The sequence below is a fragment of the Geobacillus vulcani PSS1 genome (genome assembly GCF_000733845.1).
Lineage (GTDB): Bacteria > Bacillota > Bacilli > Bacillales > Anoxybacillaceae > Geobacillus > Geobacillus vulcani.
The window spans coordinates 3,308,149-3,321,607 of sequence record NZ_JPOI01000001.1 but is presented as its reverse complement, the minus strand read 5'-3'; the positions used below and the strand labels follow the sequence as shown (position 1 = coordinate 3,321,607).

The window sequence follows — 13,459 nt, the reverse complement described above, 5'->3', positions numbered from 1 at the left end:
AGTGGAACGAGCCCACCATGAAGGAGGTTCCGCCATATGCGCGTATCGTACGTTACCGTGCGCAAGCGGTTGACGATTGTGTTTTTGATCGGGATTTTGATCTTTGCCATTATCGACCTCCGTCTCGGCTACGTCCAATTTTGGCTCGGCGATCTGTTAGCGGAACGGGCGAAAGGGCTATGGGGCCGGAACATTCCGTTTGAGCCGAAGCGAGGCGAAATTTTGGATCGCAACGGCGTTCCGTTGGCGACGAACATGAGCGCGCCGACGGTGTATGTCATTCCACGGCAAGTCAAAAATCCGGCAGAGGCGGCGAAAAAGCTGGCCGGGGTGCTCGGTGGCTCAGTGGAATCCATCTATAAACAAATCACGCAAAAAACGTCGATCGTCCGCTTGAAAGAGGGGCGGAAAATTTCTGATGAAAAGGCAGCGAATGTGCGCTCCCTCGACTTGGATGGGGTGTATATCGCGGAAGATACGAAGCGGTACTATCCGTTTGGCAGCTATTTGTCGCACGTGCTCGGCTTCACCGGCATTGACAACCAAGGGCTCACCGGGCTGGAGCTGTATTATGACAAGGAACTGAGGGGCGAGCGCGGCTCCGTGCAGTTTTATTCCGATGCGAAAGGGCGGCGCATGCCCGATATAGCCGATGACTATACACCGCCGACTGACGGCTTGAATTTGGTGTTGACGATCGATTCGCGCATTCAGACGATCATTGAACGCGAACTTGACATCGCGGAGGCGAAATACAACCCCGATGGCATCATTGCGATCGCCATGGATCCGAACACGGGTGAAATTTTGGCGATGGCGAGCCGACCGACGTTTGACCCAGCGAATTACCGGAGCGTTCCTCCGGAAATTTACAACCGCAACTTGCCGATTTGGAGCACGTACGAACCGGGATCGACGTTTAAAATCATTACGCTGGCCGCGGCTCTTGAGGAACATAAGGTAAATTTGCTGAAAGACCATTTCTTTGACCCTGGCTACGCCAAGGTAGCCGGCGCTACGCTTCGTTGTTGGAAAAAAGGCGGCCACGGCGATCAGACGTTTTTAGAAGTCGTGCAAAACTCATGCAACCCGGGGTTTGTCGAGCTTGGCGAGCGGCTTGGAAAGGAGACCTTGTTTCGTTACATTAAGCAATTTGGTTTTGGTGAGAAAACGGGCATCGACTTGCAAGGGGAAGGAACAGGCATTTTATTTGATTTGAAACGGGTCGGGCCGGTGGAGCTGGCAACGACGGCGTTCGGCCAAGGGGTGTCGGTGACGCCGATCCAGCAAGTCGCTGCCGTGTCAGCGGCGATCAATGGCGGCATTTTGTACACACCTTACATTGCCAAAGAATGGCTGGATCCGGAAACGGGGGAAGTCGTGAGCCGCAATACACCAAAGGCGAAACGGCGCGTCATTTCCGAGGAAACGTCGAAACAAGTCCGGTACGCGCTTGAAAGCGTCGTCGCCCAAGGAACAGGGAAAAAGGCGTATGTCGAAGGGTACCGCGTCGGCGGCAAAACCGGAACAGCGCAAAAGGCGCAAGGCGGCCGCTATTTGCAAAACAACCATATCGTTTCGTTCATCGGCTTCGCTCCAGCGGATGATCCGAAGCTTGTCGTGTACGTCGCCGTCGACAACCCGAAAGGAACGGTTCAGTTCGGCGGCACGGTCGCTGCGCCGATCGTTGGGAAAATTATAGAGGACAGCTTGCGGATTATGGGCGTGAAGCCCCGCAAAGACCAGCTCGAGAAGGAGCGCGACTGGAACGAGCCGAAAGTCATTGAAGTGCCAAACTTGATCGGAATGACAAAAAATGATTTGCAAGAACAGCTTTTTGACTTAAAATTAGATGTTAGTGGTGAGGGAGATGTCGTTGTGGAACAATCCCCAAAACCAGGGGTCAAAGTGAAAGAAGGCTCAACCGTCCGCATTTATTTGGCGAAGCGCGAAGCGGCGGAAGAACGGTAAGACGAACGTGCAAGGGGGGCGACCGATGCGATGACACATCGGGTTGGTTGAGCCCCTTTTTCCGCTGTCTGCCTAACGGAGCGGACGATTTCGAAGCGAAAGGGATGAACGAACATGAAACTACTGACGCTGCTGTCACGCTTGCCCGGTTTTTGGGTGCACTATGGAGGCAATCCGGACATCGCGGCGCTTGAGATGGATTCGCGCTGCGTTACGCCCGGTTCGCTCTTTTTTTGCCTGAAGGGATTTACAGTAGATGGACATGATTTTGCTGATGAGGCGGTGGCGCGTGGAGCGGCGGCGATCGTGGCCGAGCGGCCGCTTTCCGTTGATGCTCCCGTCGTTCTCGTGTCGGACAGCCGGCGGGCGATGGCGATTTTAGCGGACGCGTTTTACGGGCAGCCGACCCACCGCCTTCATTTAATCGGGGTGACCGGCACAAACGGCAAAACGACGACGACGTCGATCATTGAACAAATCGCGAGAAAGGCCGGCAAGAAAACAGGGCTCATTGGCACGGTTCACATCAAGATCGGCGACCGTTCCTATCCGGCGTCCAATACGACGCCGGAGTCGCTCATTTTGCAGCGTACGTTCAAACAAATGGTCGATGAAGGGGTTGAGTTCGCGGCGATGGAAGTGTCGTCGCACGCGCTGCATCAAGGTCGGGTGCATGGCTGCGATTACGATGTGGCCGTTTTTACGAATTTGACGCAAGATCACTTGGATTATCACGGGACGATGGAAGAGTATCGGAATGCCAAAGGGCTGCTGTTTGCTCAACTCGGCAATCGCTACGATGAACATCGGCCGAAATTTGCCGTTCTCAATCATGACGATCCGGTTTCGCAATATTATAAACATATGACGGCTGCGCCGGTCATTACCTATGGCATCAATGAAAAAAGCGATGTAATGGCCGAACAAATCCATATGACCCGAAGCGGCATGGCCTTTCGGCTTTGCACGCCATATGGGGCGGCGGCGGTGGAAACGAAGCTCGTCGGACTGTTCAACGTCTACAACATGCTTGCCGCGGCTGCGGCTTGCCTGGCTTCTGGGCTTTCGCTTGAGGCGATCACTGCTGCGTTGGCCGATGTCAAGCCGGTGCCGGGGCGGTTTGAAACGGTGGATGAAGGGCAAAACTTTACGATTATCGTCGATTACGCCCACACACCGGACAGTTTAGAAAACGCCTTAAAAACGGTTCGCCAGTTTGCGAAGCGAAACGTATACGTCATCATCGGCTGCGGCGGGGATCGCGACCGGTCGAAACGGCCGCTCATGGCGCAAGTGGCGGTGCGGTATGCGGATGTCGCCATTTTTACTTCCGACAATCCGCGTTCGGAAGATCCGAAGCAAATTTTGCGCGACATGGAAGCGGGAATAAGCGCTGAGATTGGAAAGCACGTGACGATTCCCGACCGTGAAGAGGCGATCCGCTATGCCATCCGGCAGGCAGAAGAAGGAGATGTTGTGTTGATTGCCGGCAAAGGGCATGAAACGTATCAAATCATTGGCAACGATGTGATTGAGTTTGACGATCGCGCTGTTGCCCGAGCGGCAGTGAAGGAGAGAGGATGACCATGATCGCATACAGGATGGTGCAATCGATGGCGGTGGAGGCGCGCGGCATTGTCGATGAAACGATTCGTTTTCATGCCGTGTTCGTTGACCCGACCCAGCAGGTGAAAAAAGGGCTGTTTGTCCCGCTTGACCGCGGGGCGGAAACATTGAAAACAGCGATTGAACACGGGGCGATCGGCTCGTTTTGGCCTCTTGGCGAACCGTTGCCGCGTTACATTCCCAACCAATTTCCGCTCTTTTTCGTTCCGTCTCCGCTCGAGGCGGCTGCGGCATTGCTGGAGCGATACTTGGAGCAAGACTGTGCAGAGGGTGTGCAGTTTTTCTTCGCTCTTCCTGAAGACAGCCCCCTTGCTGGGGAGGTTGTGCGCCGCCGGCTGGCGGAATTGGAGAAGCGATGGCTGGACGCTCGGCTGTTTAAAGGATGTGACGATGCATGTCAGAGCAAGTGATCGTGATTGCCATGGCGGCTTCCTTTCTCATCACTGTCGTTTTATCGCCGCTGTTCATCCCGTTTTTGCGGCGGTTGAAATTCGGACAAAGCATCCGCGAGGAAGGGCCGAAGTCTCATCAAAAAAAATCGGGCACGCCGACGATGGGCGGCATCATGATTTTGTTGGCGATTGTGGCGACGACTTTATGGATCACGCCGAAAATCGCCGACTTGTCAACGAGGACGTATTTGCTGCTGTTGGTCACCGTCGGTTATGGGGTGCTCGGCTTCCTTGACGATATCATCAAAGTCGTCATGAAGCGAAATCTCGGCTTGACAAGCCGGCAAAAATTGATCGGCCAGCTCCTTATCGCAGCCATCTTTTTTGCTGTCTACCGCCAAAGCGGTTTTTCGACGGTGTTACATATTCCAGGCGCCGATTGGTCCGTCGACCTCGGATGGGCGTACGGCGTGCTCTTGTTGCTCATGCTTGTCGGCGGCTCGAACGCCGTCAACTTGACCGACGGGCTTGACGGGTTGCTTGCCGGAACAGCGGCGATCGCCTTCGGCGCTTATGCCGTCTTGGCTTGGAATCAAGGCCAGTACGATGTCGCTGTATTTTGCGTCGCTGTTGTTGGCGCCGTGCTCGGCTTTTTAGTGTTTAACGCCCACCCGGCGAAAGTGTTTATGGGCGACACCGGCTCGCTCGCGCTTGGCGGGGCGATCGCCGCTGTCGCTGTCCTGACGAAGCTTGAGCTGTTGCTTGTCATCATCGGCGGTGTGTTTGTCATCGAGACGCTGTCGGTCATCATTCAAGTGGCTTCGTTCAAAACGACAGGACGGCGCGTGTTTCGCATGAGTCCGCTTCATCATCATTATGAACTTGTTGGCTGGTCAGAATGGCGAATCGTTGTGACGTTTTGGGCCGTTGGCCTTTTATTTGCGATGCTAGGAATTTATATCGAGGTGTGGATGTAATTGAAACCGACTCGTTTTTACCAACATCGTCGTGTGCTTGTTATTGGATTGGCCAAAAGTGGAGTAGCGGCGGCTCGGCTGCTTGTGGAGCTGGGCGCCAACGTGGTTGTCAATGACCAAAAGCCGCTTTTTGAAAATACGGAGGCTCGGCAGCTGGAACAGCTTGGCGTCCGCCTCGTTTGCGGTGGTCATCCGCTTGAACTGCTTGATGAGCCGTTTGACCTTGTCGTAAAAAACCCGGGCATTCCGTACACGAACCCGATGGTGAAAAAGGCGCTGGAGAAGGGGCTTCCGGTCGTGACCGAAGTGGAGCTGGCTTATCACATTTCCGAAGGGCCGTTTATCGGCATCACCGGGTCCAACGGAAAAACGACGACGACGACGCTTATTTACGAAATGTTAAAGGCGGACGGCCAAAATCCGCTGCTTGCTGGCAACATCGGCCTTGTCGCCTGTGAGGTGGCAAAGGAAGCAAAGCCAGGGCAATGGCTTGTCACGGAGCTGTCCTCATTCCAGCTTGCTGGTATTGACCAATTTCGCCCGGCTATCGCCGTTTTGCTCAACATTTTTGACGCCCATTTGGACTACCACGGAACGAAAGAGGCGTACGCAGCGGCAAAGGCCAACATTTTCCGCAACCAAACGGAGCGCGATTATGCCGTCGTCAATGCCGACGATCCGCTCGTGATGAACATTGCCTCATCGGTTCGGTCGCAAAAAGTGCTGTTTTCGGCGACGAAACCTCTCGGCGAAGGAGCGTACGTTCAAGACGGCGCCATCTATTGGAACGGTGATCCAGTTGTCAGAATCGCTGACATCGTTCTTCCTGGCCAGCACAATTTGGAAAACATTTTAGCGGCGGTGGCGGCCGCCAAACTGACCGGCGCTGGTGATAAGGCGATCTGCCAAGTGCTGACGACATTTTCCGGCGTGAAACATCGGCTTCAGTATGTGGCGGAAATTGACGGCCGGCGATTTTTCAATGACTCGAAAGCGACGAATATCTTGGCGACGCAAAAGGCGCTTTCTGCGTTTGCCGGCGAGCCGGTCATTTTGCTCGCTGGCGGGCTTGACCGCGGCAATGAGTTTGATGATCTTCTCCCGTATTTGCAACAGGTGAAGGCCGTTGTACTGTTCGGCCAGACGGCGGATAAAATCGGCCGCATTGCTCAAAAAGCGGGAATAGAAACGATCCGATATGTCGATAATGTGGAAAAAGCCGTCCCGGTTGCTTTCGAGCTTTCCAAGCCGGGCGACGTCATTTTGCTCTCTCCGGCATGCGCCAGCTGGGATCAATACAAAACTTTCGAGGAGAGAGGGGACATTTTTATCAACGCCGTGCATAAGTTGAAATAGAGGGAAAGGGACAGCCCTTTCCCTCTAGTTTACAAAAATAGAGGTGTTGGGCATTGCCGCGGAAAAAATCTGCGCCGGATTTTTTGCTCATTCTTTTGACGTTTTCGCTCTTGGCCATCGGACTCATTATGGTGTACAGCGCGAGCGCCATTTGGGCGGAATACAAGTTCAACGATTCGTTTTTCTTCGCCAAACGCCAACTATTGTTTGCGGGCGTCGGCATTATCGCCATGTTTTTTGTCATGAACATCGATTATTGGGTGTGGCGCGACTGGTCGAAAGTGCTGCTTGGCGTCTGTTTTGTGCTGCTCGTTCTTGTGCTCATTCCCGGCATCGGCATGGTTCGCAACGGATCGCGCAGCTGGATTGGAGTTGGGGCGTTTTCGATCCAGCCGTCTGAGTTTATGAAGCTGGCTATGATCGCTTTTTTGGCCAAATATTTATCTGAAAACCAAAAGAAAATTACGTCGTTTAAACAAGGGTTGCTGCCGGCGTTGGCGCTTGTGTTTGCCGCGTTCGGCATGATTATGCTGCAGCCGGACTTAGGGACGGGCACCGTTATGGTTGGTACGTGCGTGACGATGATTTTCGTCGCCGGCGCCCGTCTCAGCCATTTTGCCGGGCTTGGCGTATTGGGGCTCGCTGGGCTTGCCGCCCTCATCCTGTCGGCTCCCTATCGAATCAAGCGGATTACGTCGTTTTTAAACCCGTGGGAAGATCCACTCGGAAGCGGATTTCAAATCATCCAGTCGTTGTACGCCATTGGACCGGGCGGCTTGTTCGGCCTTGGGCTTGGGCAGAGCCGACAAAAGTTTTTTTACTTGCCGGAGCCGCAAACCGACTTTATTTTCGCCATTTTAGCCGAAGAGCTCGGCTTCATCGGGGGGTCACTCGTTCTCTTGCTCTTTGCCCTTCTTCTTTGGCGCGGGGTGCGCATCGCCCTTGGCGCCCCCGACTTGTACGGAAGCTTTTTGGCGCTTGGCATTATTTCGATGATCGCTATTCAGGTGATGATCAATATCGGCGTTGTGACGGGATTGATGCCCGTCACCGGCATCACCCTTCCGTTTTTAAGCTACGGCGGATCGTCGCTGACGTTGATGCTGATGGCCATCGGTGTGCTGCTGAACATCAGCAGGCATGCCCGCTATTAGGCAAGCGGCGTATGTCCGCCGTTTTTTCTTGGCGTCTCTCGAACGCGGCCCGTCGTCGAACAGTGCCGGCAAATGCGATAAAAACAGGCTCTCTCTTGCATTCTATTTGTGATATAATGAAAACAAGTGCAAAAACTAAAGAAACGGCAGCGGATGCCGTTTGTTTTTATACCGATCGTTTCAGCGCGGGCGTTGAAGAAGAAAGCGGGGAATGCGATGGAAAAGGGAAAAGTCGTCGTCCTGGAGGACCGCGTCCCGAAACTGAAGGAACGGCGCCGCCAGAAAGCGAACCGTCGGCTCATTGCGTACTTGTTCTTCTTTTTTCTGTTTATCTTGTGCGTCCTTTACTTTCAGTCGCCGCTCAGCGCGGTAAGGCATGTGGAAGTGAGCGGCAACCGTCATCTCTCAGCGGAGCGCATCATCAGCTTAAGCGGCATTACGAAGCGGACAAGCTTTTGGAAAGTGAATGAACAAAACGTAGAAGAAAAACTCACTCGCCATCCAGAAATTAAGGAGGCAACAGTGGAAAAACATCTGCCGAACACGATCGCCATCCATGTTCGCGAATGGCGGCGAATCGCTTATGTGTATGACCGACAAACGTTTTTTCCGCTGCTTGAAAACGGACGGCTGTTAAAGCAGGAAGGGACGAAGACCGCTCCAAGCGATGCGCCGGTGCTTGTCGGCTGGAAAGACGGCGAAGCCATTGCTGAAATGACGGGACAGCTCGCCGAACTGCCGGCGGCGGTGCTGAGCGCTATGTCGGAAATTCACTACAAGCCGACGAGGGAATATGAAGACCGCGTCATCGTCTACATGAATGACGGTTATGAAGTAAGCGCGACAATTCGGCAATTTGCGGACAAGCTGTCGCATTATCCGGCGATTGCCGCCGCGCTTGACCGAAACGTCAAAGGAGTCATTCATTTGGAAGTCGGCAGCTATTTTGTTCCTTACGCCCTCTCGAAAAAGGAGGATGGCGATGAAACGACAAGCCCGTAGCCGCCTCCTGCTGACGTTGATTAGCTTGATTTTCGGCGCCATGCTCGGTTTTTCGTACCAACATGCGAAAAACGAAGCATCCCGCCGCCAATGGAGCGAAAGCGAGTGGAAAAAAGAGTACGAATATCGTTCGGCGCTTCTTGCTTTGCAAAAAGAAAACCGGTCGCTCAAGCAGCAGCTTGTCAAAAAGCAGGAGGAGCTGGCTGCATGGGAGAAAAAGCTGGCCCAGGAGCAGGAGAACGAGGCCGGACTAGCAAAAGAAGCGGAACAGCTGCGCATGCATGTCGGAAAGGCGAGGGTGAAAGGGAAAGGTGTAGCAGTCACCCTTTCCGATTCCTCTTATATCCCCTCTGAAGCGAGCGCTACTGATTATATCGTTCACGAACAGCACGTATGGAAAGTTGTTCACGAGTTGCTCATTTCCGGCGCCGAAGCCGTCGCTATTAATGGGCAGCGCATTTCCCACCGTTCATATATCGTCTGCAACGGCCCAGTCATTGAGGTCGATGGGACGCAGCATGCCGCTCCATTTGTCATTTCGGCCATTGGCAATCCAGACGTGCTCATGTCCGCTCTAGAGCTTCCCGGCGGCATCGTCGACGAGCTTGTCGAAGATCATATCGACGTGAAAGTGGAAAAGCAAGGAGCTATCGTGTTGGATCCGGTGTTTGCGCCCGAGCCATAAAACGGGCGGAAAGGGGCGGTGAAGCGCATTGGAACGGAAAAATCGATTCTATTTTGCTGGCGTAGCTGCCATATTCGGTGTGATGCTGGCCGTCGGGCTGCGGACGACGTTGCATCCGGAAGGGCGCGACACGCGCGACATTTGGGAGTTGCGCGCCGATTTGACAAAAGAGCAGAAGCTTGAACAACGGCTGCTTGAGGAGCTAGAGAGTTACGAGGAAACGTTGCGCCGCTATCGACAGGAACACGAGGCGGGCGGCGCGACGGAGCTTGAAGCGACAGTCGCGAAGCTGAGGGAAGAAGCCGGGCTGACAGAAGTGAAAGGCAGCGGTCTTGTGTTGACGATCGCGCCGCTTTCGGCGGCCGGCTACGTTGGTCCGGCCGCTGCCGCCGTATCGCCCGAGCTATTGCAGCGGTTAGTGAATGAGTTGAACAAATACGGGGCGAAAGAAATCGCTATCGACGGTGAGCGATTGACGAACCGGACGGCCATTCGCGATATCAATGGTGCAACGAAAGTAGGGAGCCGCTCAGTGAGGCTGCCGGCCGAAGTGAGAGCAATCGCCGATGATGCAGACAAGCTGTACAGCGGGCTCGCCGTTTCGCCGATTCGCGATGATTTCGCTTTGGAAAACTTGGAGCTGTCCATATCCAAGCCCCAACCGCTTGTTGTCATTCCGCCCGCATCTGAGCGTCCGGATGTGAAATACATGGAGACAGCGAACGGCGGCAAGGAGGAGAAATAGCATGTGGCTCCCGCTTCTCGGATTGCTTTTTGGGTTTGCCATCGGCGTTCTTGCCGGCTGGGAAGTTCCCGATGAATATTCTAATTATTTGTCCATTGCCATTTTGGCTGCCTTTGATACATTAATCGGAGGATGGCGCGCCCACCTGCAGCGGACGTACGACGAAACCGTGTTTATAACCGGGTTTTTTTTCAACATTATTCTGGCCGCAACTTTAACTTTTCTTGGGGTGCATCTTGGTGTAGACTTGTATTTAGCGGCTGTGTTCGCCTTCGGCATCCGCTTGTTTCAAAATATTGCCATCATCCGCCGCCTTTGGCTTGCCGAGTGGGCCAAGCGGCGGCACAATCGTGAAAAAAGTTAGGAAAAAGACAGGGAAAGTCTTTTCGTGTGTTGAATTATATGGGGTAAAACAAAATATAGTGTTGTTGCGAAACTCGCAAACTAGACATAGACCAATAGAAAATAAAGATGGGAAATTTCAGCCGAAAAAGGAGGTGTCGCTGCTTACTGAAACGCCGGCCGGCACCGGCGCGTTTTTAGTAGGCAGATGCCAAAAAATGAGCAGCAATGAGATCGTCGTTAGCCTGGATGTCGGAACATCGAACGTGAAAGTCATCATCGGGGAAATGCTAGGCAGCTCCATCAACATTATCGGGGTGGGCAATGTCAAAGCGGAAGGGCTCAAAAAAGGGGCGATTGTTGATATAGATAAAACGGTGCAGTCAATCAGACGGGCCGTCGAGCAAGCGGAGCGAATGGTCGGTTTATCGATCCGTCGTGTGATCGTCGGGGTGGCCGGCAGCCATATTCAGCTCCATGACTGCCACGGCATTGTCGCCGTCGCGAGCGAAAACCGAGAAATCAGCGATGAAGATGTTGCCCGCGTCATCGATGCCGCGCAAGTCGTTTCGATTCCTCCCGACCGGGAAATCATCGGCGTTGTTCCGCGCCAGTTTATCGTCGACGGATTGGACGGCATTCATGATCCACGCGGCATGCTCGGCGTCCGCTTGGAAATGGAAGGCACTATGGTGACTGGTGCGAAGACGGTATTACATAATCTTCTTCGCTGTGTGGAGCGGGCAGGCTTGGAAATCAGCGACATTTGTCTTCAGCCATTGGCGGCAGGTTCGCTCGTGCTGTCCGATGACGAACGGCATTTGGGGGCGGCGCTCGTTGACCTGGGAGGCGGATCGACAACGGTCGCTGTCTTTGAGCAAGGGACGCTGCAAGCTGTCTCTTCGCTGCCGGTCGGCGGGGAGCACATTACGAAAGACTTGGCCATCGGATTGCGGACAACAACGGACGATGCCGAAAAAATCAAACTGAAGCATGGGCATGCGTTTTATGACTACGCTTCGGAGGAAGAAGTGTTCAGCGTGCCGATTATGGGCACCGATCAACATCAGCAGTTCAGCCAGCTGGAGATCGCCGATATTATTGAGGCGAGACTGGAAGAAATTTTGCAAATGGTTCAGCACGAAGTGCGTCGTCTCGGGTTTCGCGATCTTCCCGGCGGCTATGTGCTGACCGGCGGCGTCGCCAATATGCCAGGGTTGCTTGAGCTGGCCCACGTCGTTCTAGGGACGAGCGTCCGCATTGCCATGCCGGATTATATCGGTGTGCGCGATCCGCAATATACGATTGGCGTCGGCTTGCTCAAGTTCGCCTATCGGCAGGCGCAGCTGCAAGGGAAAACGGTCCCGGCTGCCGCTGCGGTGGAGCCGGTCGAGCGCTCCTCGCAAAAACAGCAGCCGAAACCGAAAAAGAAAGAAGACCATTTTGGGAAGAAGGTCAAGAAATTTTTCGGTTCTTTCTTTGAATAGAGATTGAAATTTTAGGAGGATTTGGCTATGTTGGAGTTTGAGACAACAGTCGATCAGTTGGCAACAATCAAAGTGATTGGAGTCGGGGGCGGCGGCAACAACGCCGTCAATCGGATGATTGAGCACGGGGTGCAAGGTGTCGAATTTATTGCGGTCAATACGGATGCACAGGCGCTCAACTTGTCGAAGGCGCCGATCAAGCTGCAAATTGGGGCAAAGCTGACACGCGGCTTGGGTGCAGGGGCTAACCCAGAAGTGGGGAAAAAAGCGGCTGAGGAGAGTAAAGAGCAAATTGAAGAAGCGCTTCGCGGCGCCGATATGGTGTTTGTCACCGCTGGAATGGGCGGCGGCACGGGAACTGGCGCTGCCCCGGTCATCGCCCAAATTGCGCGCGAATTAGGGGCGCTGACGGTCGGCGTTGTTACGCGCCCGTTTACGTTTGAGGGGCGCAAGCGGGCGACGCAGGCCGCAAGCGGCATCGCCGCCATGAAAGAGGCGGTCGATACGCTCATCGTCATTCCGAACGATCGATTGCTTGAGATTGTCGACAAAAATACGCCGATGCTTGAGGCGTTCCGTGAAGCGGATAACGTATTGCGCCAAGGGGTGCAAGGCATTTCCGATTTGATCGCCGTGCCGGGGCTGATCAACCTTGACTTCGCTGATGTGAAGACGATCATGTCGAATAAAGGTTCGGCATTGATGGGGATTGGCATCGCCAGCGGTGAAAACCGAGCGGCTGAGGCAGCAAAAAAAGCCATTTCCAGCCCGCTGTTGGAAACATCCATTGACGGCGCTCAAGGAGTGCTGATGAACATTACCGGCGGCATGAACTTAAGTTTGTATGAAGTGCAGGAGGCTGCCGACATCGTCGCTTCGGCGGCCGACCAAGAAGTGAACATGATCTTCGGTTCCGTTATTAACGAGAACTTAAAGGATGAGATCATCGTGACGGTCATTGCGACCGGATTCAACGAAAACGTCGCTTCGCAGCCGCGGCCGCCGCGCATCGGCACTGTGCCGAAAGCGGCGCCGGCGCCAAAGCGGGAAAAGCGTGAGGAGCCTGTGCAAGACTATGCAGCGCTTCGCTCAGGGCAAGCAGAAGATCCGCTTGACATCCCCGCTTTCTTGCGCAACCGCAACCGCCGCCGCTAGATGGCGAAACGAGGGGCTGACCCAAAACGCATTCGCGTTTTGGGTCAGCCCCACTTTTTGCGTCAAAATAAAAAAATGAAGAGGGCTGACTCCAAAAGTCCGCCAAAAAGCAGGCTTTTAGGTCAGCCCCGATACATGCACGGACGTGCACGAAGCACTTTGGTGAAATCGTGAACTCCCCACCACCTACGCTTCGCTTAGAGGTGGGGGCTTCAAGCGACTTGTGCGTGTTCGCTGAACGGTAAGCCACACGCAAGAACCCTTTACGCTTCCCTTCGTTCCGAAGGTGTCCGTTTTAACCATAGACGATCCTATTCATCGGCGATGGCCAACCGAAATTCATCTCCCACCTACTCATTGAGCGATCGCCCTTCACATTCCTTGAGGTGGGAGACTTCTTTCGAAAATGACGTTACAGAAAGATGACCGTTGGAGACATCCCCGCTTTTCATACATATTAGGACCCAATGTTCTCTCGCATTGGCCATCCGCACTCTTGCCGCGCAAGGGTGAAGAAGAGAAGGCAGGTTAGGTTTTCACACCGACCGATTTGATCCGCCGTGGTTC

12 protein-coding genes are annotated in these 13,459 nt (G+C 54.0%); all 12 read left to right on the top strand.

The annotated features are described in order from the left end of the window. Window positions 1-36 precede the first annotated feature (36 nt). Entirely contained in the window at window positions 37-1,971 is a 1,935-nt protein-coding gene (locus N685_RS0117755; RefSeq protein ID WP_031410534.1) for a stage V sporulation protein D, read from the top strand. Between the two features lie 114 nt (window positions 1,972-2,085). Next, entirely contained in the window at window positions 2,086-3,555 is a 1,470-nt protein-coding gene (locus tag N685_RS0117750; protein ID WP_031410533.1) for a UDP-N-acetylmuramoyl-L-alanyl-D-glutamate--2,6-diaminopimelate ligase, read from the top strand. After that, window positions 3,552-4,007 carry a hypothetical protein gene (locus N685_RS0117745; RefSeq protein ID WP_031410532.1) on the top strand — a complete coding sequence of 152 codons (456 nt, stop codon included), beginning with the start codon at window positions 3,552-3,554 and terminating at the stop codon, window positions 4,005-4,007. Before N685_RS0117750 ends, N685_RS0117745 begins: the two co-directional genes overlap by 4 nt. Next, the gene (gene mraY / locus N685_RS0117740) at window positions 3,992-4,966 is read left to right on the top strand and encodes a phospho-N-acetylmuramoyl-pentapeptide-transferase (protein ID WP_031410531.1); all 975 of its coding nucleotides are present in this window, start codon (window positions 3,992-3,994) and stop codon (window positions 4,964-4,966) included. The genes N685_RS0117745 and mraY overlap by 16 nt, the downstream gene beginning before the upstream one ends. Next, window positions 4,967-6,322, top strand: coding sequence for a UDP-N-acetylmuramoyl-L-alanine--D-glutamate ligase (gene murD, locus N685_RS0117735; RefSeq protein WP_031410530.1), 1,356 nt, complete (start codon window positions 4,967-4,969; stop codon window positions 6,320-6,322). Between the two features lie 53 nt (window positions 6,323-6,375). Then, complete coding sequence (gene spoVE / locus N685_RS0117730) at window positions 6,376-7,476, top strand: stage V sporulation protein E (RefSeq protein ID WP_031410529.1); 1,101 nt, start codon at window positions 6,376-6,378, stop codon at window positions 7,474-7,476. Between the two features lie 216 nt (window positions 7,477-7,692). Further along, the gene (divIB, locus tag N685_RS0117725; protein WP_031410528.1) at window positions 7,693-8,478 is read left to right on the top strand and encodes a cell division protein DivIB; all 786 of its coding nucleotides are present in this window, start codon (window positions 7,693-7,695) and stop codon (window positions 8,476-8,478) included. Then, complete coding sequence (locus N685_RS0117720; RefSeq protein ID WP_031410527.1) at window positions 8,459-9,163, top strand: DUF881 domain-containing protein; 705 nt, start codon at window positions 8,459-8,461, stop codon at window positions 9,161-9,163. Before divIB ends, N685_RS0117720 begins: the two co-directional genes overlap by 20 nt. 28 nt (window positions 9,164-9,191) lie before the next feature. Further along, complete coding sequence (locus N685_RS0117715; protein WP_031410526.1) at window positions 9,192-9,908, top strand: DUF881 domain-containing protein; 717 nt, start codon at window positions 9,192-9,194, stop codon at window positions 9,906-9,908. A gap of 1 nt (window position 9,909) precedes the next feature. Continuing rightward, the gene (locus N685_RS0117710; protein ID WP_031410525.1) at window positions 9,910-10,272 is read left to right on the top strand and encodes a small basic family protein; all 363 of its coding nucleotides are present in this window, start codon (window positions 9,910-9,912) and stop codon (window positions 10,270-10,272) included. 196 nt (window positions 10,273-10,468) lie between these two features. Then, window positions 10,469-11,737, top strand: coding sequence for a cell division protein FtsA (ftsA, locus tag N685_RS0117705; protein WP_031410524.1), 1,269 nt, complete (start codon window positions 10,469-10,471; stop codon window positions 11,735-11,737). Window positions 11,738-11,764: 27 nt separating this feature from the next. Continuing rightward, on the top strand, window positions 11,765-12,892 hold the full coding sequence (gene ftsZ / locus N685_RS0117700; RefSeq protein WP_031410523.1) for a cell division protein FtsZ: 1,128 nt from the start codon (window positions 11,765-11,767) through the stop codon (window positions 12,890-12,892). Window positions 12,893-13,459 lie beyond the last annotated feature (567 nt).

Bases quoted from the DNA above. Each gene is read 5' to 3' on its own strand.
- N685_RS0117755 (WP_031410534.1), top strand. From the start codon at position 37: ATGCGCGTATCGTACGTTACCGTGCGCAAGCGGTTGACGATTGTGTTT.
- N685_RS0117750 (WP_031410533.1), top strand. From the start codon at position 2,086: ATGAAACTACTGACGCTGCTGTCACGCTTGCCCGGTTTTTGGGTGCAC.
- N685_RS0117745 (WP_031410532.1), top strand. From the start codon at position 3,552: ATGACCATGATCGCATACAGGATGGTGCAATCGATGGCGGTGGAGGCG.
- mraY (WP_031410531.1), top strand. From the start codon at position 3,992: ATGTCAGAGCAAGTGATCGTGATTGCCATGGCGGCTTCCTTTCTCATC.
- divIB (WP_031410528.1), top strand. From the start codon at position 7,693: ATGGAAAAGGGAAAAGTCGTCGTCCTGGAGGACCGCGTCCCGAAACTG.
- N685_RS0117720 (WP_031410527.1), top strand. From the start codon at position 8,459: ATGAAACGACAAGCCCGTAGCCGCCTCCTGCTGACGTTGATTAGCTTG.
- N685_RS0117710 (WP_031410525.1), top strand. From the start codon at position 9,910: ATGTGGCTCCCGCTTCTCGGATTGCTTTTTGGGTTTGCCATCGGCGTT.
- ftsA (WP_031410524.1), top strand. From the start codon at position 10,469: ATGAGCAGCAATGAGATCGTCGTTAGCCTGGATGTCGGAACATCGAAC.
- ftsZ (WP_031410523.1), top strand. From the start codon at position 11,765: ATGTTGGAGTTTGAGACAACAGTCGATCAGTTGGCAACAATCAAAGTG.